Origin of the sequence: Lysinibacillus sp. FSL L8-0126 (genome assembly GCF_038630385.1) — a bacterium.
In the GTDB taxonomy this organism is placed as follows: Bacteria; Bacillota; Bacilli; order Bacillales_A; family Planococcaceae; genus Lysinibacillus; species Lysinibacillus fusiformis_D.
On the sequence record NZ_CP152028.1, the window covers coordinates 3,620,751 to 3,647,651 of the forward strand.

The 26,901-nt window shown below is 39.1% G+C and carries 26 protein-coding genes and 1 pseudogene; 21 read left to right on the forward strand and 6 right to left on the reverse strand.

The features are described 5' to 3' along the window. Positions 1–249: 249 nt before the first annotated feature. The 7 genes from MHI34_RS17490 (at position 250) to MHI34_RS17520 (ending at position 6,579) form a co-directional block, all read left to right on the forward strand. Positions 250–798, forward strand: coding sequence for a hypothetical protein (locus tag MHI34_RS17490; protein WP_036116978.1), 549 nt, complete (start codon positions 250–252; stop codon positions 796–798). Positions 799–1,075: 277 nt separating this feature from the next. Next, on the forward strand, positions 1,076–2,137 hold the full coding sequence (locus tag MHI34_RS17495) for a suppressor of fused domain protein (RefSeq protein ID WP_036116930.1): 1,062 nt from the start codon (positions 1,076–1,078) through the stop codon (positions 2,135–2,137). A gap of 68 nt (positions 2,138–2,205) precedes the next feature. Then, positions 2,206–3,867, forward strand: a complete 1,662-nt coding sequence (locus MHI34_RS17500; protein WP_342503713.1) for a DUF6138 family protein — start codon at positions 2,206–2,208, stop codon at positions 3,865–3,867. A 15-nt stretch (positions 3,868–3,882) separates the two neighbouring features. Beyond that, on the forward strand, positions 3,883–4,587 hold the full coding sequence (locus tag MHI34_RS17505; protein ID WP_036116926.1) for a DUF4274 domain-containing protein: 705 nt from the start codon (positions 3,883–3,885) through the stop codon (positions 4,585–4,587). Positions 4,588–4,600: 13 nt separating this feature from the next. Then, on the forward strand, positions 4,601–5,401 hold the full coding sequence (locus MHI34_RS17510; RefSeq protein WP_036116923.1) for a hypothetical protein: 801 nt from the start codon (positions 4,601–4,603) through the stop codon (positions 5,399–5,401). Positions 5,402–5,624: 223 nt separating this feature from the next. Then, a complete protein-coding gene (locus MHI34_RS17515) occupies positions 5,625–6,092 on the forward strand; it encodes a DUF4259 domain-containing protein (RefSeq protein ID WP_036116920.1) in 468 nt (155 codons plus the stop codon). A 19-nt stretch (positions 6,093–6,111) separates the two neighbouring features. Beyond that, positions 6,112–6,579, forward strand: coding sequence for a hypothetical protein (locus MHI34_RS17520; protein ID WP_089932681.1), 468 nt, complete (start codon positions 6,112–6,114; stop codon positions 6,577–6,579). Positions 6,580–6,640: 61 nt separating this feature from the next. Here MHI34_RS17520 and MHI34_RS17525 read toward each other — a convergent pair whose 3' ends face one another. Together MHI34_RS17525 and MHI34_RS17530 are read right to left on the reverse strand one after the other, a co-directional pair. Further along, on the reverse strand, positions 6,641–7,675 hold the full coding sequence (locus MHI34_RS17525) for a YdcF family protein (RefSeq protein ID WP_089932684.1): 1,035 nt from the start codon (positions 7,673–7,675) through the stop codon (positions 6,641–6,643). Positions 7,676–7,788: 113 nt separating this feature from the next. Further along, positions 7,789–8,955, reverse strand: a complete 1,167-nt coding sequence (locus tag MHI34_RS17530; RefSeq protein ID WP_342503714.1) for an immunity 26/phosphotriesterase HocA family protein — start codon at positions 8,953–8,955, stop codon at positions 7,789–7,791. Positions 8,956–9,147: 192 nt separating this feature from the next. Here MHI34_RS17530 and MHI34_RS17535 point away from each other — a divergent pair, with 192 nt between their 5' ends. The 4 genes from MHI34_RS17535 (at position 9,148) to MHI34_RS17550 (ending at position 12,034) form a co-directional block, all read left to right on the forward strand. Next, on the forward strand, positions 9,148–9,582 hold the full coding sequence (locus tag MHI34_RS17535) for a GNAT family N-acetyltransferase (protein WP_342503715.1): 435 nt from the start codon (positions 9,148–9,150) through the stop codon (positions 9,580–9,582). Between the two features lie 12 nt (positions 9,583–9,594). After that, a complete protein-coding gene (locus MHI34_RS17540; protein ID WP_058843648.1) occupies positions 9,595–10,083 on the forward strand; it encodes a nucleoside 2-deoxyribosyltransferase in 489 nt (162 codons plus the stop codon). 2 nt (positions 10,084–10,085) lie between these two features. After that, complete coding sequence (locus tag MHI34_RS17545) at positions 10,086–10,400, forward strand: YbjQ family protein (protein WP_036117142.1); 315 nt, start codon at positions 10,086–10,088, stop codon at positions 10,398–10,400. 707 nt (positions 10,401–11,107) lie between these two features. Further along, positions 11,108–12,034, forward strand: coding sequence for a WYL domain-containing protein (locus MHI34_RS17550; protein ID WP_342503716.1), 927 nt, complete (start codon positions 11,108–11,110; stop codon positions 12,032–12,034). Between the two features lie 33 nt (positions 12,035–12,067). Here MHI34_RS17550 and MHI34_RS17555 read toward each other — a convergent pair whose 3' ends face one another. Next, positions 12,068–12,499 carry a hypothetical protein gene (locus MHI34_RS17555; protein WP_342503717.1) on the reverse strand — a complete coding sequence of 144 codons (432 nt, stop codon included), beginning with the start codon at positions 12,497–12,499 and terminating at the stop codon, positions 12,068–12,070. A gap of 93 nt (positions 12,500–12,592) precedes the next feature. Between MHI34_RS17555 and MHI34_RS17560 the strand changes: the two genes are divergently transcribed. The 4 genes and pseudogenes from MHI34_RS17560 to MHI34_RS17575 all read left to right on the forward strand — a co-directional run bounded on the left by MHI34_RS17560 (position 12,593) and on the right by MHI34_RS17575 (position 17,378). Further along, positions 12,593–14,281 (forward strand): AAA family ATPase, encoded by a 1,689-nt coding sequence (locus MHI34_RS17560; protein ID WP_342503718.1) that lies wholly within the window; start codon positions 12,593–12,595, stop codon positions 14,279–14,281. Positions 14,282–14,514: 233 nt separating this feature from the next. Then, positions 14,515–14,676 (forward strand): annotated as a pseudogene (locus MHI34_RS17565) (histidine phosphatase family protein); the annotation flags it as partial. Positions 14,677–14,804: 128 nt separating this feature from the next. After that, positions 14,805–15,641: a D-alanyl-D-alanine carboxypeptidase gene (locus MHI34_RS17570; protein WP_342503719.1), complete on the forward strand. Its 837-nt coding sequence runs from the start codon at positions 14,805–14,807 to the stop codon at positions 15,639–15,641. 474 nt (positions 15,642–16,115) lie between these two features. Beyond that, positions 16,116–17,378, forward strand: a complete 1,263-nt coding sequence (locus MHI34_RS17575) for a polysaccharide deacetylase family protein (protein WP_342503720.1) — start codon at positions 16,116–16,118, stop codon at positions 17,376–17,378. A gap of 48 nt (positions 17,379–17,426) precedes the next feature. On the opposite strand, the gene gltS is transcribed toward MHI34_RS17575, so the two are convergent. Together gltS and hutG are read right to left on the reverse strand one after the other, a co-directional pair. Beyond that, complete coding sequence (gene gltS / locus MHI34_RS17580; RefSeq protein WP_058843652.1) at positions 17,427–18,611, reverse strand: sodium/glutamate symporter; 1,185 nt, start codon at positions 18,609–18,611, stop codon at positions 17,427–17,429. Then, the gene (gene hutG, locus MHI34_RS17585; protein WP_340834431.1) at positions 18,608–19,573 is read right to left on the reverse strand and encodes a formimidoylglutamase; all 966 of its coding nucleotides are present in this window, start codon (positions 19,571–19,573) and stop codon (positions 18,608–18,610) included. Before hutG ends, gltS begins: the two co-directional genes overlap by 4 nt. A 140-nt stretch (positions 19,574–19,713) precedes the next feature. On the opposite strand from hutG, the gene MHI34_RS17590 reads away from it, so the two are divergent. From MHI34_RS17590 to MHI34_RS17610, 5 genes are all read left to right on the forward strand, one after another. Beyond that, the gene (locus MHI34_RS17590) at positions 19,714–20,607 is read left to right on the forward strand and encodes a LysR family transcriptional regulator (protein ID WP_036117124.1); all 894 of its coding nucleotides are present in this window, start codon (positions 19,714–19,716) and stop codon (positions 20,605–20,607) included. A gap of 673 nt (positions 20,608–21,280) precedes the next feature. Then, a complete protein-coding gene (locus MHI34_RS17595; RefSeq protein WP_342503721.1) occupies positions 21,281–22,516 on the forward strand; it encodes an acyl-CoA dehydrogenase family protein in 1,236 nt (411 codons plus the stop codon). Beyond that, positions 22,513–23,289 carry an SDR family oxidoreductase gene (locus MHI34_RS17600; protein ID WP_036117118.1) on the forward strand — a complete coding sequence of 259 codons (777 nt, stop codon included), beginning with the start codon at positions 22,513–22,515 and terminating at the stop codon, positions 23,287–23,289. The genes MHI34_RS17595 and MHI34_RS17600 overlap by 4 nt, the downstream gene beginning before the upstream one ends. Positions 23,290–23,301: 12 nt before the next feature. Then, the gene (locus MHI34_RS17605) at positions 23,302–24,345 is read left to right on the forward strand and encodes a phosphotransferase family protein (protein ID WP_340811333.1); all 1,044 of its coding nucleotides are present in this window, start codon (positions 23,302–23,304) and stop codon (positions 24,343–24,345) included. 350 nt (positions 24,346–24,695) lie between these two features. Next, positions 24,696–24,914, forward strand: coding sequence for a DUF3955 domain-containing protein (locus MHI34_RS17610; protein ID WP_330493275.1), 219 nt, complete (start codon positions 24,696–24,698; stop codon positions 24,912–24,914). Between the two features lie 34 nt (positions 24,915–24,948). Here MHI34_RS17610 and MHI34_RS17615 read toward each other — a convergent pair whose 3' ends face one another. Further along, positions 24,949–25,434 (reverse strand): tetratricopeptide repeat protein, encoded by a 486-nt coding sequence (locus tag MHI34_RS17615; RefSeq protein WP_058843653.1) that lies wholly within the window; start codon positions 25,432–25,434, stop codon positions 24,949–24,951. Between the two features lie 591 nt (positions 25,435–26,025). Here MHI34_RS17615 and MHI34_RS17620 point away from each other — a divergent pair. Beyond that, on the forward strand, positions 26,026–26,871 hold the full coding sequence (locus MHI34_RS17620; protein ID WP_342503722.1) for an alpha/beta hydrolase: 846 nt from the start codon (positions 26,026–26,028) through the stop codon (positions 26,869–26,871). Positions 26,872–26,901: the final 30 nt, after the last annotated feature.

Genomic DNA, 26,901 nt, shown 5'->3' on the forward strand with positions numbered 1-26,901 from the left:
ACATAAGAATACAATTAAATTCATATAAATAAAGGTAGTAAAAAAATCATAGAAATCTTGATTTCAACGTACCTATTCAATTCTAAATACACCCCCATAAAACTAAATCTTAAGAAAAACTTCAGGTTCTACTAAGGAAATATTTAAGATTCGTTGTGTATACTTATTAAAAAAAGGAAATTCACGAAACCATTTGAAGATTTAAAACGTATTGGTAGTAGGAGAGAGAATATTGGAGTAGGTGAAGATATGGCACATACGATTTACATAGTATTAACTAAAACAGGGACATTACTATCGAAAGCGATAGGCATGTATACGGGCAAAGAGATGAATCATGCATCCATAGCCTTTGATGAGGGGCTGTCTGAGATGTATAGCTTTGGTCGAAGGCAATTAAACAATCCGTTAAGTGGGGGCTTTTTACGAGAGGATGCAGAAAGAGGCCTATTTGAGTCTGCCGATTGTGTCATTTATCGTTGTCGGATATCCCATTATCAATATTTAGAGATGATGAAAATTGTGCGCTATATGTATTGGAATCGGGATCGCTATAAATATAATTTTATCGGTCTTTTTGGTGTGGTGATGCAAAAGGAAGTGAGACGTGAGCGTGCTTATTTTTGTTCCCAATTTGTAGCGACGCTATTAAAAGTGGGTGGTCTAAAAATCTATCAAAATCCAGCATTAATGACGCCTCATTGCCTAGCACAATTACCATATTTAGAAAAAGTGTTTGCTGGAAAACTAGCAGACTATTTACAAGCTACTCGTGAGCCAGTTATGCTGTATGGCTAACGAAGACATACTCCAATCTATAAATGCCTTTCATTACGTATTAATATCAATATATTGAATCAGGTAGGCAATCTTCCATTTTATTTTTTCGTAAAATAGAAGATTGCCTGCTGATTTTTTATTAGTAATATTTACCTCATATAGGATGACCATACACCTAATTGCTGGAAAGCTGAAAATAAGTCCTATTCCTGTTAAAGTACTACCATAAAATTGCTATCATAAATATTAGGTACGTATGTGTAACGATTGAATCATCAGCAAGGAGGATATATAGATGAGTGAAGAACTAACAGCAGTTGGTTGGGATGCGATTGATCAGGCATTAAGACAGGTGTATAGTGAGCAGGAGCCAATGCATTACGGAACCATGATTCCCTACTCGCTAGGAGGACAAGATCCTTTAGATGGGATAAGTGCCTATAAAAGTGAAACCCCGATTCCGCATTGGCATTTTGTTACATATGGTTTCTCGGAATTATATGAAAAAGAATTTGACAATCAAGAATATAGTGGGTATGGATTTGAGCTGACATTTCGCTTAGTACGCAACGAGAATGAAGAGGAGCCACCTGCTTGGGCTTTAAATTTACTGCAAAATATGGGCAGATATGTCTTTAATAGTGGCAATGTTTTTAGAGCAGGGGATTATTTAGATGCAAATGGACCCATCTGTCTTGATGCTGACACGCAATTAACCGCACTCGCCTTCACATATGATCCACAGCTTGCTGAAATAAATACACCAAATGGAAAAATGGAGTTTATTCAAATGGTTGGTATTTCAGAGGACGAGCTAGAAGCGATGCAGACGTGGAATACACTTGGGGTGCTAGAGGCTGGTATTGAGCAAATACCAAGCTATATTACGGATTTAACACGTAATTCTCTCCTGCAAAATCAAGAAGTTGTCGCAGCAGTTGAGCACGGAATGGAGGAAGATGGCTCCAATACGGGTTTTCTTTTTGTAGACCAGCTCGCTTGGGAGATTGGGAAAAAAGGTTGGTTTAACAAACAGTCCAATGTTATTCAACTCGGGGCGAAACAGGCAGAGGTCATTAGTAAATTACTACGTGGGCGTATTTTAAAAGATAAAAACCTAAGCTTAGTCGGACAACAAATAACAATCCAATTTAAAGCGGATTCCCAAGTTGGCTATCGTGAGGATGGACAGGAAATTACCATTTCATTGAACAGGGCAGCGGTAGAAGAATTAAGTCAAAAGCTAGTGCCACAAGAAAGCCAATTCACTGTGTCTTCTTTAGCAGGTGTAAGCTTTCAAATTTTGAAAACACATATTAAAAATCAAGAAGGAGCGGTTGTGAAAACAATCGGATAAGATTGATCTCTCGCTAAGGCTTTTTAGCGGGAGATTTTTCTCTAAAAGTAGAAAGGGAGGGTGAGACATTGCAACAGTGTGTAGAACATTTTCTAGCAGCTGTGTGGGAACAACTCACAGCTGCTTATCAACAAGAAAGTAAACGGATAATGGACTTAAAAGAACAAAGTAAATTACAAGCAGGTGTCTTTCATTATTTAAAAGTTGCCTGGAAAAAAGGGAAAAGTCCTAATGGCAATATCTTTATTGATGTCTATGAGCCATTTAGTTGGAGTGATAGTGCCTATAGGGTAGAAGCAGGTCCATACATACAGGAGTTTACCAAAGTAAATCAGATAGAGGAGCTTTTTTCGGCTCTCTGTACAAAAATGGAGACGTTGTTTCAATCCGAGCAATATGGTTTCCGATTTTTTGATTACCATTTTCAAGTAGTCCTTGAATTTGAGCATGACGGGACGATGCTTAGCTATCAGAAAAAGCTTCTCCATGATCATAAGCTAGCGTTAGTGAAAGAGCAGCTGGCCACATTTATTGAAACAAAGGTAATGGCTGAGCTACCTATACGACCAAGTGATCATGATGAATTTTTCTTTGCACAGTATTTAGTCAATCCACATTTTTTTCATCAGTCAGCCAGTGAAATCGAACCACTTATTCGTCAACTAGAAGTAAAACATCGTGCCAATAAAGAGCGTCTAGACCAATGGATTCATTATTATACAATGGCGTTTAAGCACTGGGCAGAGAAACAATTTTTACCGTACTATTTTGAACAAACAGGGGATTATATCCAAGAGTGGGTGCTGAAAACTGAGGATATGGTACAGCAACTGGAGCAGGAAAGGCTAAATTTCTTTCTTTATGTAGCATTGAAAATTGGTCAAAAAGAGCCAGCTACCCGTTTAGAGTATCTTGAGCTTGCCAAACAGCTGGGCTCACAGCAAGCTGTTGATTATTTGCAAAAAGGAAGCGGTCGTTTTGAAAGTATGCGGAAGCGTGAGATGTTCCAAGGGCAAGCAAATGATGTTTTACAGACAATTGATATACGAGTAATAGTTGAAGAGGAAGCGGCTTATCGTGAAGCGCTTCATTATATCATTCAACTGTTGCAGGAAGGTTTTCCAAAGGGCTATAAGCTAACCTTCAAGAGTAAAGTGAAAAATTACCTTCCTGTTAAAAAGTTAGCCAAGTCAAAGCTCCATCAGTTTTTTGCCAATTGCCTTGAATATCCTAGCCTTTTTCCGTTAGTAGCGAATTATGCACAGATTGCTATGGAGGAATTTGCATGGTATCAGGATGTCGAGCCGAGCGAAAAATCAGCGATGCCTGGCACCTATGCGGTCTTTGGTTTAGGTCTTTATAGTAAGGCTTATTTCCCGCTCGTTGAACATTATATGGCACTAGTGGATACAGAGCATCAATCTGTGCAGGATGCTTATGCCGAGGCTTTTCAGGAGGTACATGGCCTAGCAGTGGAGGTGATGCCTGTGTTCGTAGCTATTCTATTAGGTGGGAGTGAATCGGCTAAGCCATTAAAGGGCACGGACATCAAGGGGTTAGACTTACTTACGGCACTTGTGCAAGAACTGGAGAAAAAAGAAGACTACCAGCGTGCATTTATTTTATATCGAATATTTGGTAGTTCCAAGAAGATCGCACAACGTCTAAAGCAAGAAGAAGCACCGATGAAAAATGAGCTGCAGAAATTATTGCAATGGATGGATTTATGAAAGGAGGGCAGTTAAATGGAATGGGCGAAGGTGTGTAAAACTAAGGATATTGAGCGCGTGCGAGAGGCGGTAAGCAAGCTGGATGTCAATGAGCGGGATGTACGTGGGAGAACGCCGTTAATGCTTTTCCTAACAAATCGAATGCCACTTGAAGCAATCAAGCTGCTATTGGCACAAAATATTGATTTAGAGGTACGGGATAAGCTAGGTGATACGGCGCTTAAAAAGGCTGTAAAATTTAAGCAAGCAGAGGTACTTTCATTACTACTTGCTGAGGGTGTAGATTTACAGGCGCCTGAGGGGATTACCGCTACAGCTTGGTATGCAGCAAGAGACCATAGAGGGATTGCGGATTTATTGCTGGATACACCTGGAGCCATTCGACTGACCTTGCAGGCAGCAGAACAGCTGCAAGTGGAGTCCATTTTATATGAGGAATCCCTTGATACAATGTGCCATGAAATAAGTAAGGTGTCATCAGCTGTCATTTTGCATGCCATTGTGAATGGCTATAATTGGGATGATGGACCAGAGCCCATGCTTGCAGCGTTAGCCAATCCAGTATGTGCACCTATAACCATGATGGACATGTTTGAACTGATGGAAGGCGAGTATTGGCTAGAACAAACAGAAGAAGAACTAGCGAGCTCCTATTGGAAACGACCATGGAAAGAGATGGCAGAAATACTACAGGAAAAGTTGAAATTCTGTGATAGATAGTGAGGAATGTGCAATGGATCAGAAAGCAAAAAAAATTTTAATGCAAACCTATTGGCAATCAGGTAGATGGCGGTCAGGCGGATATACTTATACAGAAGAAGATTTTCAGTATGCCAAAAGTAAGGGCTTGATGTTTGACCGATTAACCATTACTCATGATGAATGTGTACAGAGGTTACGACATCTTCATGAAGAAGGTGTAACAAAGGAGCTTGTGGTGACAGCATTTTTGCATAGCTTATCGACGCGTAAAGTATATTTGCGCAGTGCCTTATCCAGCTGGGCTCTTACCCATGACCTACTAATCCACACGTATCATGAGCGACCTGTTACATTAGTATCCTATAGTGGCTGTGGGTACTGTAATGAGCAGAAAATCATGTCAAATGAAGAATATGTAAATGAAGATTTAAATGTGCTTAATTTTGAACGAATGAAGTGGGGAGGTGTTCGTCTCAATTGGCTCTTATATTGTTTGCTAGATTTAGAATGTTTAGTGAAAGAACAAGAGACGTTTACGGTGTGTGAGGAAGATATAATGATAGTAAAACAGATGATAGCGGCAATAGAATCCTGTAATGAGACGGATGCAGCTAGACAGCTTGAGAAGCGCTGGAAGGATGTATTTAAGTCCAATCAATATGAACGAGATGCTGTGATGGAAATCTGGGGCTATGCTGGTTTACTAGTATCACAGGATGATTATCGCAAGGAGCGTGGACGTGGAACGGATTTTATGTCAATGGCTACCTGGAGAGGACAAGATGGCTATTCGCAAGATAAGATGCAGTTTTACTTTGGCTCCTATCTGTAAATTTGGACTAGCTACGCCAACTCATAAGACAATATTCTGTTAGACAATCCTGATAGCGCAACCATATGGAACGAGCTCTAGCATGCTTCTAATTTGATCGTTTGCTGTTGACATGTTCATTGGGAGACGCCCCCTAGTAATGTGCGCTGATGGTGTGCTAATTTTAAATACAAATGGTTGCGAAAAGCTTTAATTAGATAGATGAAGGGAGAAGTGTAGGGAAATGGGTGCATGGGGATACAAAGCATTGGAAAGTGACGAAGGTTTAGATGTAGTGGGCTTTTTACAAGATTTTATGAAGCATCACAAAGAATCGAGTCAGATTACCTTGTGGAGCATTGTCCAGATGATGAAAAATAAAGGCTTTTTTGGAGACAACTTTGAGGATATCGATTTTTTCTACGATATTAGCGCTATGGCACTGGCAGAGCTTTATTGCCAATATCTTGATACAGGTCAAATCTATGGTTACGAAAGTAAGAATGTACAAGTGCACTGGACAGCAAATGAAGACTCTTTGACATTTATTTTACAGTATCTAAAGGACATTCAAGATGAAAAGCCTGATCAGCATGGAGGGAGAGAAATGACAGAACTATGGAGAGAGTCCGAGAGTTGGCTGGAATGGCAGTCGAATCTAGCCTATCTGATACAAAGGATTGAACAAGAAATCAGCTGTTTGCAGCAATAAAAAAGGGAGGTCATTGGAAGTGACCTATGATTTTTGGATAATGGCTTCCATCATGGAATTGCTTGACTATCCAGATGAGGAAAATGATCATTATATTCCTCAGCCAACGTTGCAAGCCATTATGGATGTGCTTAATATCCAAGTGCCAATAAAAGAAATTTACGAACGTTTTTTTGATCAGTCCATTCATACAGGGCATGTTTTAGTATTTGCTAATAAGCATCTGCCGCATGCCTGTATTGTACTTGATACTTATCGTGATCCACTAGATCAGCAGGATTTAATTCGATTTGGTTGGAGGGTGGCAGCGAAGGATGTTTGTCTAGTAAGACAGTTATCTCGGAAACTATTTGACAATTGTGATGAGGGCATTCGCTACGAGGAAGGTCAATCTATTCTCTATCAGGTACTGCAGGAACAAAGCTATCCTCATAAATACTACTACGAGACGGTATTTGAGCAAAAAATGAAGAACTATATGGTGTGACCAATCATAAAAGGATTCGTGACACTTCCTATAGAAAGTGCGCGAATCCATATGAAAGACATTATACAAAGAAAAAACTAAATAAAGATAAGATGATGGAAATGCCAACAATAGGTCCAATCATTTTCATATGTCGTTTTCGTCCCATCACAACAATCGCCACATACTCACGAATCATGGCATTTGGCCAATAATAAAAGGCTGTCTTTGATCCTATGCCTTGACTATTCAAGCCCGCAAGTCTTGCATAAATACCAGCGCGAAATAGGTGGAAGTTATTCGTCGTAAAAATACTGTTATAGTCCTTACCTTGTTTCCGATCATCCATCAGTTGTTTAGAAAATAACATATTTTGATAGGTATTGACAGAGCGGTTCTCCTGTAAAGTATGCTCAATTGGAATGCCTTTTTCAATCGCATATCGTTGCATTGCTTCAGCTTCAGGTAGATTCTCGTCAGGACCTTGTCCACCAGAGAAAATAATGGTTGGTGGCGTAGTAACAGCCGCTTGCTTATGGTAGAAATCCATTGCTTTTTGAATTCTACTAGCTAACAGCGGCGGTACTTTGTCATTGATCAAGCCACTTCCTAGCACGATGATAAAATCTTGATTCAGCTTTGGTCGATTGAATTGATAAAGAAAATAGGCGGACAAAAAATTAGATAAATGGATAAAGAAATAAAACGTGATCAGCGAGATCCCACCAAAGATCGGTTGGAGGTGGATTGAAAACACACTCGCTGGATAGATAATCGGTAAGAGGATAAATAGCAATATGCCTATGGCGACCAGTAATGTTAAAGAATTGGCCAAACGTCGACCTTCTCGCTTCATCAATACTCTCGCATTTAAAAATAAACCAAACATTAAGGCAAGAATGCCAAAAGGAATCAAGATAAATAGGGCAATAAAAGGGATAATAACAATGAGCCTTAAAAAGTAATGGTCAGATGCTAAAGATGCGATGACGCAGAATAACAGAAAAGAACAAATAAATAGATTAAATAATAGTCCATTGATCATTTTTCTTGGGTCTTTTAAATAAGAAATGAGAAAAATGACAAAAAGAATGAGTGGAATAATGCCAAAATACATACAAAATGCACCTCTAGTGATGGAGTGGTTGATGATATCTTTATATTATAAGTCATAATTGGGCGAAATCAACCATCGACAAAATGACAAGAGGGAGCCTGACGATACTCCCTCTATTTTTTGTGTGAGCGATTTTCGGATTTATGGAGATAATGAAGATATTCATGACGCGTTAATCCGCCAGTTTGACGATTAAATTCATCATAAGTAATATCTGCTGGTAAGCCAAATTCAGCGAATGCCTGTTGATGTTCTTTATGATAGTACGGATGAGCCAGTGATCTAGATACATTTTCTTCCTCTGATTTCAACCAATCAGTTGCAACGCCTGCAGAGACACCGTGGTTTGTAAAACGATTGCCTGTTTGAAATGTAGTGATAGATGCTGGCTTGCTAATCGTTCCTGTGCCCCATGAAAGACGGTAACGAGGCTCCTTCCCATAGTGGAGAGTCTGTCCGTAACCTAGAGGGAATAAAATATCGTCTTCTGTTAACGTTTTATGACCAAGCTTTTCATAGCAGCCCCTCATAAAATTGTCGTCCATGACGATTTGTGTTTGGGAAGCTAATGGAGCAGCGGTAATTTCCTCAAGAGAAGGCAAACGCTCTGTCGTGGTCAACAGATAGGGACGAATAAATAAAGGCATAGTCATCACATTATGCCAAATACTATCTTCTGCAAATAACTGATCTTTTTGCATTTGCCGTAAATCGCCAATAACCAGCACATAGCCGTTGACGAATAGATCAATCTCTACACGAAAAATATCGCCTGGTATAGCCTTATAACGTAAACTTTTCATCTTTGTCAGCTTTTTTAGCTTGTCTGCGTAATCTGTAGGAAGCTGAGTCGGAAATTGCAGTAGCCAATCCATGATCGCCGACTTAGTCGTTAAATGCTCAAAACCTGTAAGCGGAAGCTGATAATATGTTTTTGCATTGCGAGCTGTAATATAGCTTGATGGCTGGTGTTCATTGCCTAGACCAGCAGAAAAAATAACACCTGTTGCTTTCACGGCAGAAATCGTTGTGTAATTTAATTTCTTTTCCTTTCCACGTGCGGTTTGTGGGACAATCATTTCACGATTACGTGTTAAAATGTCCACATCAGCTTCCTGGTAGCTATGCTCATTAACGAAAATTCTTTTTTTAATCACATCCCCCTCGAAGCAAATAAAGTAATCTTCTCGAATTTGATGTGTGTCCCAATGATTTTCTAGCATATGTAGACCGAAATAAGGGCGTAGTGAATTTGTTAGCCAACTAGTAAATAATGTCAATAAGACTTCCTCCTTACGTATGTTTGTTATGTGGGTCAAGTATACTGAATTTGACGGATGACGAAAATAGGATGGGTGAAAAATGGTTAAAATAGTTGCTTTTATGTGATAGCAACGATTGCTTTCGGAGCAGAAGGCCGCCTTTTTCATCAGGCTATAGAACTGTTATAATGACAGACAGAGGTGATGAACATGCATATTTTGACGATTGAAGGCATACCCTATGCTTGGCTTGAGGCATTACAGGAAATTCATGCTCACGTCTTTGACGGTGCCAAACTGCCAGTCGAAAAGCTAGAAAAGAAAGAAGGTCTTCTTTGTTTATTGGCAGTTGAAGATGAGGCGCTATTCGGCTTTAAACTGGGCTATCCACATCCAGATGGTGTTTTTTATAGTTGGTTGGGTGGTGTTCATGTGACAATGCGGGAGCGAGGTATTGCTAGTCAATTAATGAAGGCGCAGCATGCGGCTATTCAGGAAGTAGGATTTCAAAAAGTTCGTACATATGGTAGAAATACACGCAAAGCCATGCTCATTACCAATCTCAAACATGGCTTTGATATCGTTTCAACATTTCTTGATGAAAAAGGAAGACATAAAATTATATTTGAAAAAACATTCGATTAAGGAGTTTTAAACATGAAAGCATATTTAGCAAACGGATTATTTTCTTTAGGAGATCGCTTCGTCAATGAGCAATTGGCAGCAGCTATTCGGGAGGCCGTGCCAGACATCGCTTTATACGTACCACAGGAAAACGATGCTATCAATGATAAATCAGCCTATGCAGATAGCTTAGCCATTGCTCAAGCAGATTTAGAAATGCTGCAAAATAGTGATGTATTGATAGCTGTATTGGATGGGGTTGAAATTGATTCAGGTGTGGCCGCTGAAATTGGTGCGTTCTCTATGCTGAATCGTCCTATTATTGGTGTACTGACAGATGTTCGTCAGCAAGGACGAGACAATATGCAAAAAATAGAGGCGCTAATCCGAGATGGGCTAGAGAATCAGTTCGTTTACCGTAATCTATTTGTTGTGGGGTTAATTAAACGTAATGGCGTTATAACGTCTTCCATTGAAGAGGCTGTGGAAGCCGTACAAAAATTGAACAACGAGGAGGCATAATCATGCTGTTAGCTACATCAGACGTGATAGCAGGAAAAGACATTATCGACACTTTAGGACTAGTGCGAGGAAATTCTGTTCAATCAAGAAACATCGGTCGAGACATGATAGCTGGTCTTCGTAATATTGTGGGTGGCGAGATGAAAGAGTATGCTGAGATGCTTGTGCGTTCTCGCGAAATCGCCACACAGGCAATGATAGAGGAAGCCCAACAAATGGGAGCAGATGCCATTGTAGGTGTCCGTTATGCGACTTCATCTGTAATGGATGGCACATCAGAAGTGTTGGTATATGGAACGGCTGTGAGATTTAAATAACAGTTTCAGACTGGGGGATAGAAGCCATCGAGAAGTTTGATATGCTCTCGATGGCTTTTGTCATTTTTTTCTCTCTTTCATATTCAATATTTGGTAAACTATTACCAAAAGAGCGCGTGCATGAACATTTTTTTAGACTTCTTAAAGTTACCCATCGCATCCGTAAAACCATGCTTAATGGTTTCTTTGATTTGTTTGATGTTATTGAACTATCGTAAATGTTCAGCTTCCTTCACATAGAATCCCCAAATAGGAAGTTGAATGAGTTCTTACTTTCTGTACATTTTGGTAGGCTTGGTCACCTCAAACGCTTGCTTTTCATCAACATATGTAGTTGGAGTTCTTTATGTAGAAGCTGATGGAATGAAGAGCGCTGACTCCTGCGGGAGAAGCGGAAGTTGAGATTCTGGACTGAGAGGACGTTTTCTGTGTGAAAGCGAAGCGGAGGGAAATAGCTTGACTGCGCCTGTAGCGGAAATCAATGGCTTTACTTTATTTTATTGCAAAAATGCTGCGTTTATCGAATTTATTGTAAAATTTTAGTTAATTATGTTAGAAATACAGTCTATTGTACTGCTTTAATGATGTTTTATTATAAGATGCGTATAATACCTATTATACAGATAAGGTATAATGGTTATGGTAGTAAAGGTTAATGATGCCCAACTTAGAATCTGTTGGGCATGATAGAAGAAAGAGTGGGATATATGGTAGATTCACAACAAAGCAAAGGCTATCGTGTTCTTTCGATATTTGATCGATTGATGGATGGCCAAGGAATCAACAAGAAGCAGGAAGCATTGACACATCAGGTTGGTGAAAAAACCATACAACGGGATATCGACGAAATTCGTACATATCTGAGAAAGGCTAAACTCAATTGCCGCTTACAATATGTCCGTACAGAAAAAGTATATAAACTAATACAAACAGATCATAATCGTTTATCTAAAGAACAAGTATTAGTTATTATTAAAATACTAATTCAATCAAGAGCATTTAGTAAGACTGAGATGAATGAACTGTTGGAGAAGCTTATTTCTATTGTGGCAGCAAATCAGGATGCTCAAATACTATTAAAGGAAAAATCGGTAGAGGTAGATGTACAACATAACCAATCCTTAGTACCATTCATTTGGAGCATTTCAGAAGCCATTCAAAAGAACAAGGTCATGACAATTGATTATGTAGCTGAGGGAGAAAGTATCTCCACCGAAAAGATGGTGAAGCCTCTAGCTGTGATCTTTTCAGCACCCTATTTTTATGTTCTAGCAGATAATCAAGATAGTCCAACTGTTTACCGAATGGATCGTATTCAGCATCTTCGTGAACAGGATAAAACATTTCAAATAGGTGAGCTCCACAAGGATCAGCCATTGATTGATGTTAGTGAGCCTATACGATTTCTCTATAGAGGAAAGTACCCCCAAACTGTTTTCAATCGATTTCCGACAGCCAAGCTCGTATCGCAAAATGATCATGCCTACTTATTTGAAGCAAACGTGTTTGGACACGACATCAATAGGTGGTTTTTAAGTCAGGGAGCAGATCTAGAGATATTGGAGCCAATCGAGCTGAGAGAAGAGATGATAGAAACTATACAGGCAATGCAGCAAAATTATCATTGTATTTAAAAACCCGCGCAATTTTAAGCACGGGTTTTACTATTACTGAAAAAGTTGTTCAATGAATGTCAAATCGACATCATGATTGAGCTTGTAATCTTTCATATAATTTTCTTCATATAAATAAACGAATAAATGGTGATTATCATCTATACGTAAACCGATTTCCCTGTCATCATTGATCGATAACGTCAGCCAATAAGCTTCTTTAAAATCGGATTTAGCAAACCATACTTTTTTTAATGGCAGGTCTTCTAATGGCTGCATTATTTGGTCGATTTCTGCTTTATTTGTAAGCATGATCGTTTTTTCATCCGAAGAACGAATGACTTCAATTTCATGAATTTCCTTCAAATCGAGACGCTCTGTTACCTCTGTTGTAAAATCGGTGTCCCTTGTTAGTAGCATCGTTGAGATATACAGAATAAGTAATGGTAGTAAAATGCCTAGAAGTAGTTTGTATCTTTTTTTCATACTCGTCTCCTTAAATTCTAAAAATTCGCACATATGTATTCTTTTCCACGCTATAATTGAGCATATACTGAAATGATAAAGGAAGGCAATAAAATGACATATAATTATGCAGAAAAAGAACTATTTTATCCAGATAGAACAATTATGTATCGAGGCGGCGTCAAAAAAAATGATTTTGGCCATGATATCTATGATGGGAAAGGCATGCTTTTTGATCAAGATGGCGAGCTCTTATTCGAGGGGGAATTCGTCAATCATATGAAGCAAGGCAATGGCATCATGTATTTAAAAGGGCAACTTATTTATCAGGGAGAATTCATTCAAAATAAAAAACAGGGTCACGGCATTTTATATAAGGATGGCCATAAGCATTATGAGGGTCATTTTCGCAATGATTTAATGGATGGCTATGGCATCTTATATTATGAAGAGGATGTGACGGCTCCTTATCAAGCATTGCGAGCACAATATCCTCATTTAAATCAGCCACAGTATGAGGGTGATTTTGTACATGGCATGAAAAAAGGAAAAGGCAAGCAATATTATCCAAATGGGTTTTTACAATATGAGGGTGATTTTATTTGGCATCATATGCAAGGGGCTGGTAAGCTCTATTATCCGACAGAATCACCAACGGCTGAAGAGCTTGCCCGTGGTGTCACAACATGCCACTATGAGGGTCATTTCTTTGAAGATCTGAAACATGGCAAAGGGAAAGTTTTTTCTAGGCAGGGTATGCTGGAAGCGGAAGGACAGTTTAAAGAAGATAAGATGACAGGGCATGGAACGCTTTATTATGCCAATGGACAGGCTTCCTATAGAGGGGAATTGGTTCATGGCAAAAAACATGGACGAGGCGATTATTTTAATGAAGATGGCAAAATCATTTACAGTGGTGAATTTATCAATGATGAACGATTGCGCATTACACCTGAAATCGAACAGGAGATTACTAAACTACAAAAGCAATTGGACAGTCTTGTAGGATTGCCGAACGCAAAAAAAGAATTACATAATTTAATAAACTTCATTAAAATCCAAAGCCTGCGTGTCGATCATGGATTAACAAGCTTTCCAATTACGTATCATCTTGTTTTCTCAGGCAATCCAGGGACAGGTAAAACAACAGTGGCACGCATTATTGGCCAAATCTACAAGCATCTTGGCGTGTTATCAAGCGGACATTTTGTTGAAACAGATCGCGCAGGATTGGTCGCTGGATATGTAGGGCAAACAGCACTTAAGGTTCAGGAAGTTGTTAACAAAGCAAAGGGTGGGGTTCTCTTTATTGATGAAGCCTACTCATTAATTCATGATAAACAGGATGCATTTGGTAAGGAAGCGATTGACAGTTTATTAAAAGCAATGGAGGATCTACGTGATGACTTAGTAATTATCGTTGCTGGGTATACAGAGCTTATGGAGGAGTTTTTACAAGCTAATCCAGGCTTTAAATCTCGCTTTAATCATTTTGTCCAGTTCGATAATTTTAGCACCGATGAACTCTTTGCTATTTTTGCTATGCTTTGTCAAACGAATGATTATCAATTCGGAGAAGCATTTGCCCAACATATGAAAGTGCAGCTACGCCAAATGCCAATTGAAACAATTCCTAATTTCTCGAATGGTCGCTATATTCGAAACCTGTTTGAAAAATTGGTGACGATCCAATCAAACCGATTGATTCAACAGGCAACAATCTCGAAAGAAGAATTGATGACTTTTGAGGAGCAAGATATTTTACAGGGCCTATCAGAAAAGCTATTTGATAACACTTTTTAAGATAAGGAGTAGACGAATGAAAAAATGGTTTGCCATTATTTTAGTGTGTGCTTGTATTTTACCACGGATAATAACGATTCATGTTACAGTAAATAATCATATAAATGTCCATAAAAACAATAAAAGTTAATGAGTTATGCTTGATATGGTAATATAATACAAAATATACGCTATCGTTAACGAACACGGATGCCTTTAATTGGTATTTTCGTGCACCGGATGGAGAAAGTTATGAGACTGTTGTGCGCAGACTAACATCTTGGCTTGACGGGATTCAACAATTCCCAAAAGTGATTATTGTCTCGCATGGTCTGACTGGGCGAATTTTACAGGGTGTCTATGCAGGACTTAATAAAAAAAGGCACTCAAGATGTATTATTCAAGTCAACCAATAAAGAAATCTCAAGAATTTGTTCTAATATCGAAGATGATTAGTACATATAAAGATATTTGAGTTCATCACATTGTTCTCAAGGAATATTCAGAAATGCCACCTATTATAATGTGTAGGAGGCGTTTTTTTATGAAAAAATGGATGTTATGTTGTTGTATTTGTATCGTGGTTTTCTTATTTTATTATACAAACAAAATATATGAACGCGCTCAGCTAGAACTGCCATCATTACATAGTCATAATGCTTTATTGCTCAATGAACAAGGCGAAGTATTATACGAAAAAGATGCAGATGCTATTATTTATCCAGCTTCCTTAACCAAGATTATGACAGCCATCGTTGCCATAGAGATGACAGAGGATTTACAAAGACAAACAATTGTAGAACCTCAAACGATTGCCAACTATACGGCCCAAAATGCTTCGATGGCAGGCTTTCAAGCAGGAGACTTTGTTACAATGGAGGATTTATTATATGGCACACTCCTTGCCTCAGGTGCCGATGCAACAGGAACTCTTGCAGATACTATCGCAGGCAGTGAGGACAAATTCGTCGCTTTGATGAATAACAAGGCGCAGGAATTAGGCATGCATGATACATATTTTGTTAATACCAGTGGCCTACATGATGAGGCACATGTATCTAGCGTGCGGGATATCAGTAAGCTTCTACGCTATGCGTTAGAAAACCCTATCTTTTATCAAATATTTACCTCGAAAAGCTATACAACCCATGTGCCTAATGAATTAATTATCACAAACTCGTTGTTTACAAAAGTGCCTAGTGTAGATGGCCCCATACTAGGAGGGAAAACAGGATATACACCAGAAGCAGGGCTCTGTCTGGCGTCCATTATCGAAAAAGAAGGAAAATCATTTCTTTTCATTACAACCAATGCCCCGACCTATGTTTGGACGCCACCCCCTCATATCGAAGATGCTTTAACTGCCTATGATGCCCTGTAAGTGGAAAAAAGATGAAAACATCTCAACTTTTTCATCGTTTCCAACGTCTTATTTGAAAGGAAGACATTTCTTGTTTTGCGATGGTGCTAGATAATCCATTTTTGAGGGAAGTCTCTCCTGGATCAAGCAAAACGATTACTTTTTGTAGCCCTTTGCTTATTGATGCGGGGAAGATGCCCTCATGGTTGGGGAAGCTCTGGGGAATTCGCTCCAAAATAGGAGCGAGCCACTCAATCACTCCACAAAAAGGAGGGCTCAACATGTCATTATCATAATCTACGCATAGTTTTATAGAAAAAAGGGAAGGAGAAATGTAGTAAGGTTAATATTATACAGATGTGAAGGGTCTTGGAAGATGGAATCTAGTCGATTACTACTATTTTCTGGTCTGAATGGTTACTCTATAATGATAGTTAATTCTTAGCATTTTTTTAGCAAACGACATGGGAAGACATCTAAGGACGGTGAAGAACAATGACAAAATTTTTATCCTATGCAATCGTGTTGACATTGATGATGTGTTTATTTGCTGGGCAATTGTCAGCAAGTGCTGAAGGGCCAGTAGTGATTCAAAAAGTGATGAAGGATACGGTCATTTATGAAAAGCCTTCCAAAACTAGCAATGAGATGGGGGAATTGGCGAAGGGACACTTTGTCACAGTGACGCAAGCAAGCAAAGGGTGGACACATATTCAAACGCCAGAGCAGGCAGGCTTTGTGCCATCTGATGTTTTAGTCAAGTTGAAGTCTGTCGGCTATTTAGTCATTCAAAAGGGTGGTGCGACGCTATTTACTGCGCCAAGCCAAAATGCACAGCAGGCAGGATCGCTTTATGAAGGACGCATGATTTATGTGTATGGCACAGCACCTGGAGGCTGGTCTTTCGTCCAATATGGGCAGGATATAGGATATGTGGCAACAAATGCTTTAAAAAAACCTGTTCCAACGAAGAAACGAATCAACGCTGTGGCTGGTGCTGAATTACGTTTAACTGCTAGCCCGCATGGAGAAGTTCTTGGTACACTTGCCAATAATACAGCTGTCCAGTATTACATAACGCTTGCAGGCTGGGCCTATGTAGAAGCGGGCGACCAAAAAGGGTATGTCAAAGCTTCTGAGCTAGCCAATATTCAGCTAACCGATAATAAAGTGTATAATAAAGGTGTGCCAGTAGTGAAGGGTGCTAAAAAACGTGTAGCTTTAACATTTGATGATGGGCCTAACGCCAAGGTAACACCGCAAATATTGGCGACTTTAAATAAATACGATGCGAAGGCTACATTCTTTATGGTAGGGAAAAATGTGTCAAGAAATGCTGCTATCGTCAAGCAAGTCTATGAGACTGGGCATGAAATTGGCAACCATACCTTGAATCACAAAAAATTAACGGCTTTATCCATAGCGGAGGTTAAACAAGAAGTCAATGGCACAAGTAATGCGATTTATACAGCCATTGGCCAATACCCAACCGTTTTCCGTCCACCGTATGGGGCGACAAATGATCAAGTGCGCTCGTTCATGACGATCCCTTCGATTTTATGGTCGATTGATACACTAGATTGGAAACATCATAATGCGGATAAAATTTTAGCGTATGTGAAAGCCTCTGTAAAAGATGGCAGTATCATTTTAATGCATGATATTCATCAAACGACAGCGAATGGTTTAGAAAATGTCATTCTTTATTTACAGAAACAAGGCTATGAATTTGTTACAGTGAGTGAGATATTACAATAATAGAAAAGCTGTGCAATTGTCTTCTAGAAGACCACTGCACAGCTCTTTTTATTTAAATAAATTAATGGTTGTAATAATAATAGGAATCCCAAACACGTCGATTAAAAAGGCGCCGACAATTGGTACAACAAGAAAGGCTTTTTGAGAAGGTCCGAAGCGTTGCACAACAGCTGACATATTTGCCATGGCATTTGGTGTTGCCCCTAAACCATGTCCTGCAAAACCAGCTACCATCACAGCTGCATCGTAGTTTTTGCCGAGTAGCTTAAACAAAACGAAGATACTAAATACGACAATAAAGAATACTTGCACAAAAACGATGATGAATAATGGTAGCGCTAAATCAGCAATTTCCCATAATTTGATACTCATTAATGCCATTGAAAGGAACACGCCTAATGTTACATCCCCAATTAATGAAATGCTTTTCATATTAATTGCTTGAGGTTTAACTTTATCCATAATATTACGTACTAATACAGCCACAAACATAGCGCCTACATAGCCTGGCAGGACGAAGCCTGTTGCTTCTGAGAATAATGTCCCAACATATGTGCCGACAGCCATACTGAACGTAATCAATAAGACTTGTGTAAAGAACGAGTCAGATGTAATTTGTTCGTGTTTATTTTCATATTCGACTGCTTCAGCTTCTTGTTCATCAGGTGTTAAATTGTATTTACCGACTAAATATTTGACAATCGGACCACCAATTAATCCACCAGCAACTAGACCACAAGTTGCGGCAGCAGCCCCAATCGTCATGGCTGAGGAAATGCCCAAATCTTCTAATGTTTGTCCAAATGCGGCAGCAGCCCCATGACCACCTTCCATGGAAACAGCACCAGCCATCATTCCGATTAAAGGATGAATCCCCATGAGGGAGGCAAGTGATACCCCAATGACATTTTGCATTAAAGCAAGGAAGCCACAGGCTAGCCAATAAATAACTAATAATTTTCCTCCGAGTCTCACTAACTTAAAGCTTGCCCCTAAGCCAATCGTTGTGAAGAACGTAATCATAAATAAGCTTTGCAAGGACGTATCGAGCGATATTTCTAGAACACCAGTTGTTTTTAAGATGGTAGCGAGAGCAGCGAACAATAAACCACCTACCACCGGAGCTGGAATACAAAATCGCTTTAAAAATCCGATTTTATTAATAAGAAAGCTTCCCAATGCAAAGAGTGCGACGGCTAAAAACACCGTTGTTATTTGATTAATTTCGATCATGAGCCTTGCCCCCTAAGTAAGTTGTTCAGTGCTTCATACACAAAATAAGCACCTAATTTAACCGTTCGTCCATTTTCATCTAATAACGGATTGACCTCACAAACATCAAATGAATGTGTATGAGGATGTGCAGTGACTTTTTGTAGGATCGTGCGTACAGTTGATGGGTCAAGTCCAAACGGTGAAGGTGCACTTACACCTGGAGCAAACGCTGCATTCAAGACATCCATACATAAGGTTAAAAGAACATAATCATGTTGATCCATATAGTGTTGTAGCTCATCCAATAATTGCTGTTGGTTGGCTACTGTCATGTGATCTTCAAACACATACTTTACCTGTAATTCATCCGCTTTTTCGAATAGTTCTCTTGTATTGCCATAGCGTTGAATACCGACAACAAAATAATCAGCATATGGATCCTGTTCTAAAATTTGACGGAACATAGTACCAGAAGAAGACTGTTCATCGTATGGTCGTAAATCAAAATGAGCATCTATATTAATAATGCCGATTTTAGCATCCTTTGATAATGCTGAGCGAACACCTAAATAATGGCCATAAAGTGTTTCATGACCGCCGCCAAGCACAATACATGGACATTTTTTTTGCAATACTGTTCCGACAATTTCACCAAGCTCACGCTGCGCTTCCTCTAAATTATGATTAAGACAAACGATGTTGCCAACATCAATGATTTGTTGATCATCTTCAAATGTCCACGGTAGACTAGCTAGTCCTTCCCGTAGTGCGTTCGGTCCATTGGCTGCTCCTAGACGACCTTGATTTCGACGTACCCCTTCATCGCAAATAAAACCAACGAGTGCAGCCCTTTTCTTATCTGAAGCGCTTACATCATTAATCGCCAATCTTTTTACTTGTTGATGTAAACGAAAACTGCTTGTATTTGTCGTTGAATCTATACGGCCTTTCCATTGTTTTTGATCTGTCAGTGTGTACATAATCCTATTCACCCCATTGTTAAAATTATTGTAGAAAAAGTATTGTTGTAATTCATTATATATTCACATAATTATAATTACTAATATATAATTAATATTAACTTATAGCTTTTAACTATAAATGAAGGAGGATTATATAAGTGGATATTAAACAACTACACTATTTTATTGCTGTTTCAGAACAAAGGAATTTCTCGAAAGCCGCAGAAAGACTGCATATTTCGCAGCCTTCCTTAAGTAATGCTATCAAAAAATTAGAACAAGAGATTGGTTCCCCCTTATTGGAGAGAAATACTAGAAATCTGCAATTAACAGAAGCTGGAGAGCTACTTTTTGAACGGGCAAAAGTTATTGTGAAAAATATGGAAGTATTGAAAATTGAAATGGATGAAGTCATTGTTCATGGCACGAGGGACATCACCATTGGTGTTATGGAATCGATCAAGCATTGGTTGCCTAAAGTAATCGCTAACTATAAAAAGGATTATCCACAAATGAAGATTCATTTAGTCGATATTTTAGGCAGTAAACGTGTGAAGAAATCGTTAAAAAGCTATAAAACCCATTTAATCATAACGAATCAGTTAATGGATGATCCAGAGTTGGAAGTCCAAACCTTATATGAAGAGAGGTTGGTTGCAGTGTTACCCTTACACCATCCGTTAGCCAGGAAAGAGACTTTAACCATCTCGGATATTAGTGAAGAGCCATTTATTATTAGTACCGAGGGCTTTCAAACAAGACACGATATTTTAACGATGTTTGAAAAGGCTGGGGAAAACATCAACATACAATTTGAAATCGAACGTTTTGAAACGGCTGTCTCACTAGTGCGTGAACAGTTAGGGATAACGATATTACCTGAAAACTATTTGCAAGGACCAACAGCCAAAACCATTGTAAAAAAAGAGATTGAAGGTGCAAATTTAAGTCGCAATGTTTATTTAGTATCTTTAAAAAATCGTCATTTACCATTGGCTATCCGACAATTATTGAAAGATATTTTGCATTCTTTTGAAAATAAGATGCTATAACTTGCAAGCAATCCTTAAGTCATATTTTTTCTGTTTTATTAGAAAATTCATAATAGAACATTGCTTTACTAGAAAAATAGCGGTAACATTTAATGTAAGAATGAAAATGAATATTCATTCATTTTATGTTGTTGAAATAAGATTATGGCAATAGCAGAAAAAGACTTTTTGGCAAGGCGAAGGGTTGATTTCCGTTCCGCCAGCGTCCTTTCCAGCGTGCGTCCGATGAGCCGCTTCACTCACTGCATTCTCTCTAGGGTCTCACCTGTGACGTTAGTGACGCTAGCTCCACTCCAATCAACCATGTGGTAAAAGTGTCTTTTCCTTCTCTTTCATACGAGCCGTAGTGAACAAAATAGCCCTTTATTTTCAATGTGAAGAAGTGGTAAGTGACAACACATCTCCATAAAGGGTAGTGAATAACTTCACTTTAGTTGAAAACCTTGCTAAAAAGAAACATTTATATGAATTGGAGTGGAAGGGGGATAGTGAGACAGGCGAGCCTCTAAACGGAGCGGAAGCGGCTCGGCGCTCGCCGACAGGAAAGCAAGTAGCCTGCAACGGAAATCCATTTTCACCTTTCACAAAAATGCTATGGATGGTTTTGTTTTTCAACACGATGAAAATGAATTTTCATTCATTTTTAAAGTTCAAGCAAAGGGGGTATCTTCCAATGAATTTTTCTTATAGTGAAAAAGTTGTGAAGTTACAGGACAAGCTAACGAATTTTATGGAGCAATACATTTATCCAAATGAGGCTGTTTATGCAGTGCAGGTAGAGGCTATGGAGGATCGTTGGGGAGCGATTCCACCCATTATGGAGGAATTGAAACAGAAGGCACAACAGGCGGGATTGTGGAATTTATTTTTGCCAGATAGTGAATATGGGGCAGGATTAAGCAATTTAGAATACGCCCCTTTATGTGAAATTATGGGACGTTCACTACTGGCACCAGAAGTGTTTAATTGTAATGCACCAGATACTGGAAATATGGAAGTGCTTGTACGTTATGGCTCAGCACAACAAAAAAAGCAATGGCTTGAACCATTGTTACGAGGAGAAATACGGTCATGCTTTGCGATGACGGAGCCCGCTGTTGCATCTAGTGATGCTACCAATATAGAGGCGAGCATTGAGCGAGATGGCGATGAATACATTTTAAATGGCCATAAATGGTGGACGACAGGTGCTGGGGATCCTCGCTGTAAAGTGGCCATTTTTATGGGGAAACATAAGGATACAAATGCCCCTATCCATGAGCAACAGTCTATGATTCTCGTACCGATAGATACAGCAGGGGTAAAAGTAGAGCGTATGCTGACTGCTTTTGGCTACGATCATGCACCAGAGGGTCATGGTGAAGTTACCTTTACCAATGTACGCGTACCAGTGGACAATATTTTATGGGGAGAAGGAAAAGGCTTTGCCATTGCTCAAGGTCGACTAGGACCGGGAAGAATTCATCACTGCATGCGTCTCATCGGTGCTGCGGAGCGCGCATTGGAGGAAATGTGTGTGCGTGTTCAGGAGCGACAGGCGTTTCATCGACCGTTGGCAGATCAAGGAGTAATGCGTGAGCGTATTGCTGAATCTCGTATGGATATTGAGCAAGCAAGACTTTTAACATTGAAAGCAGCCTATATGATGGATACAGTAGGCAATAAAGAGGCTAAAGCTGAAATTGCTATGATTAAGGTAGTGGCACCAAATATGGCACTAAGGGTTATTGACCGAGCCATCCAAGCATTTGGTGCGGCTGGTGTTGGGCCAGATACGACGCTTGCTGCACAATGGGCAAACTCACGAACATTACGTTTAGCAGATGGTCCTGATGAAGTACATCGTAATACCATTGCTAAATTAGAATTGAAAAAGCACGCGAAAAAACAAGAGGAGCTGATGAAATGACGGTCCTAGAGTTATTTAGCTTAAAAGGTAAAACAGCGATAGTGACAGGTGGGGGACGCGGACTCGGAGCGCAAATTGCTCAAGGTTTTGCAGAGGCTGGAGCCAATGTCGTCTTATGCTCACGAAAAGTGGAAGCGTGTGAGGAGATTGCCATAGCACTTGAAAAGTTAGGTGTTCAAACATTAGCACTAGCCTGTGATGTCACAAAACCAGAGGATATTGCTAATGTGGTGGCTAAAACGATTACTACATTCGGTAAAATAGATATTTTAGTCAATAATAGTGGTGCTTCATGGGGGACACCTGCCATTGATATGCCCTACGAAGCCTGGCAAAAAGTATTTGATGTCAATGTCAACGGGACCTTTTTGATGAGCCAAGCAGTGGGCAAAATTATGCTGGAGCAGAAAAGCGGCAAAATTATTAATATTGCTTCCATCGCAGGACTGGGGGGCACACTTCCCGCCTTTATGGATACCATTGCCTATAATGCGAGTAAAGGGGCCGTTATAACCTTAACGAAGGATTTAGCTGTTAAATGGGGACCACATGGTGTCAATGTCAATGCGATAGCACCTGGATTTTTCCCAACGAAAATGTCCAATGTTTTAATTGAACGAGGACAAGACTATTTGATGGACGTTACACCGTTAAAACGTTTAGGCTCAGAAAATGATTTGAAAGGTGTGGCGTTATTTTTAGCAGCACCAGCTTCAGACTATGTAACAGGTGATGTCATTGTTGTAGATGGGGGCATGAGCTCTATCATTTAGGGAGGGAATAAAATGGATACGATGCAAGTAAGGGCAAGTGAGCGTTTAGATGTGGACAAATTACATGCCTTTTTGGCAAGCTATTTTCCTGAGCTACCACAGGGTGAACTTGAAATTTCGCAATTTAGTGCAGGGCATTCCAATTTAACGTATTGTTTAAAAATAGCTGATTTCGAAGTCGTTCTTCGTCGTCCACCGCTTGGACCAGTAGCCAAGAAAGCACATGATATGAAGCGTGAATTTACAATTTTATCAGCATTGCATCCGTTTTTAACAGCGGTTCCAAAGCCATATGTCTATGTAGAGGATCGAGATGTTATTGGCAGCGACTTCTTTTTAATGGAGCGCAAAAAAGGTATTGTCCTCGATACGCATTTTCCAAATGGGACAGAGCCAACAGAGGAGCTAGCCCGTCAGTTGTCCGAAATGATGGTAGACTCTTTAGTGGCGCTTCATGCCATTCCCTACGAGGACACAGCGTTAAAGGATATGGTGAAGCCTGATGGATTTATGGAACGACAAGTTCATGGCTGGATAGAGCGCTATGAAAAGGCCAAAACAGCAGAACATGCGGAAGTAGCTATTTTGACAGAGTGGTTAAAAAATCATATTCCTTCCAATAATGAGGCAACCATTATTCATTATGACTATAAATTGAATAATGCGATGTTTTCTGAGGACTATGCCGAAATGATTGGCCTTTTTGATTGGGAAATGACGACGGTAGGGGACCCATTAGCCGATGTTGGTGTAGCAATGAGCTACTGGATGCATGCGGATGACCCGAAAATGTTGTTATATGCACTGGGAGAACCACCAGTAACCATTTTACCAGGCTTTTATACGCGACAACAGTTTATTGAACGATATGCGGAGAAAAGTGGGCGAGATATTTCGACTATTCATTATTACTGTACATTTGCTTATTTTAAATTAGCCGTTATTTGTCAGCAAATTTATTATCGTTATGCTAAGGGGCAAACACAGGACGACCGCTTTGCTCAGTTGGATAAAATGGTCGCTGCACTCATACAACAGGCTTCTAAATCGATATAAATTCTAAAAAACGGTTGCTTTTTACTAAGTAACTGTTTTTTATTGCCTTCATAACAGATTATCCGACATTATAAAATATAATTATTTATAGCTACTCGCACCAGCCCTTCTTAATAGCCAAAACAACACACGTAAAAAAAATTAAGAGAGATGGAATGTATGTTCTTATTTTATCACATATGCCTTCTTTTTGCGAAAAAAAAGGATTTTATATAAAACAACAATATTTTATTGTTTATCGATAAATAGTTGTTGACTTAGAATGTGTATAAAGCTATTATAACAATAGTGAATAGGTGCTTGATAATTGATCAAATACAAATTTAAACAAATAGATGGAGGAAGCAACAATGAAAAAATATTTACTAGCTACAATTCCAATGATACTTGGGGTTTTATGTTTATTTATAAAGGGGATTATTGGTGATGAAATATTAGCGGATGGAACGATCGTGGAGAAGAATTTCTTTTTCATTCCATTAAGCTATCTATTTTTCTTTAGTGGCATACTGACATTCTTATTTATGGCCCTTTTTTCAAAAATAAAAAATATGAATGTCGCAAAATAATGCTAAAACAGGCCCTAAATAGGAGCCTGTTTTTTTACGACCATATTTGATCAAGTTTATCGCTGTAATAGTGAATAGCTTTTTTATAATCTTGAATGCCCTGATGATTGGTTGTGCGTAATAATGTCTGAAGTAATGTCTCCATCGATTTTACATGGTTGCCAAGATTGTAAAGTGTCATGGCATAGAAGACCTTGACATGCTCGGCTTCAGGGAATTCGTGAATGGCTTGTATAAAGATTTGTTCGGCTTGCTCATATTGCCCTAATGTCCGATAAGTGCTACCTAAACCAAGATAAGCATCTATTAAAACATCTGGTTCCAGTCCTAATTTAATCGCTTTTTCATAATGGGGGACTGCCTCCTTTTCTTTTCCTAAAGAATCAAAGGTCCAGGCACATTGAAATTGATAGTAAGCATTTTCAGGATGTTCCTTGACTAGTCCCACCATCAATTGATTTGCTTCCTCAAGCTGTCCGTTTTTTCTCAATGTGATAAGATGTGCTATTTGTTTATCCATATTATTAACCCTCTCGTTATATTTTATAATAAATTACCATTCGCGAAAATAATCTTCAATCAACAATTCGAATGAATCTACTAATAGCCTCATTTCTCCCGATTCATGATAACAAATGAAAACCTTACCTGATGAATCGATAAAAATGGGATTGCCCTCACCATCCATTGAAAAGACATAGCTAGTGTCTAGAATGTTTGGAGATAGAACATCTTTGTATTGGTGACGAAAATCCAGGGTTAGTTAAATCGACAACGGTTTCGTTTCCAATACTAGAGCCATTAGAAAAAGCATGAACTGCTATTCCAGCATAGGCACCCCCAAATATTTCAATGAATGTTACATAATCAGCATGAAATTGTACATGAGGTTGCTGCTGATCTTCTTGGCTAGCTGGAGTGCCTACTAAGGAATGCTGATCCTTTTGTTTATTAAACATGATCTCGAATTGCTAGAAACCTGTAGGAATGGTATTGTTTATGTCATAGTAACATTCATGAGGTGATAGAATGCTAGAGCGTTCAATGGAAAAGACACGGGAACATCAAGAGGAAAGGAAGTGATTAAACAAAACAAGAAAAGAGGATTAAGATGATGACTTATCAAAAAATAATTTGTGATGGATTTGAATTAAATTATTGTATAAAAGGGCAAGGTCAGCCGATTTTGGTGGTGGGTAGCAGTGTTTATTATCCGCGTTTGTTCTCTGAAAACTTTTCCCAACATTTTCAGCTTATTTTTTTAGATCATCGAGGATTTGGCAAGCCAACTCGTGCATTTAAACAAGCTGATTATAGATTGGATAAAATAGTGGGGGATATAGAGCATGCAAGACAAATCCTAAAGCTAGATGACTTAATTATTGCAGGGCATTCGGGGCATGCATTTATGGCGGTGGCGTATGCCAAAGCCTACCCTCAGCATGTTCAAAAAATGATCCTATTAAATACAGCAACAACGAACAGCCAAAAGAGACAGCAACAAAGTTTGTCTTATTTTGAGGCATATGCAAGTGCGAAGCGTAAACATCAATTTCAGCAGGATATTGCTTTATTGGAACAGGATCTAAAGAGAGAACCTGAACGACGTTTTGTTCATATGTGTATTCGGATGGGTGCACATAGCTTTTATGATTACACATTCAACGCTACCTCTACATGGGATGGCGTGTATCCGAATATGGAAATCATTGATTATCTTTGGGGTGTAGCTTTTGCTGAGCAGAACCTTTTACAGCAAATACATCACTTAAACATGCCGATTTTTGTCGGTCTAGGTAGGTATGATTATTTAGTTGCGCCTGTATCATTATGGGATGCAATGGAGTGTACTCCTCATGTAAAGAAAGTTATTTTTGAAAAAAGTGGTCATAATCCTATGCTGGAAGAACCTGAATATTTTGATGAACAATTAATTGCATGGATAAACGAAGGATAGTTATTTTTGGCTGGTGATGCTTTTATAGCA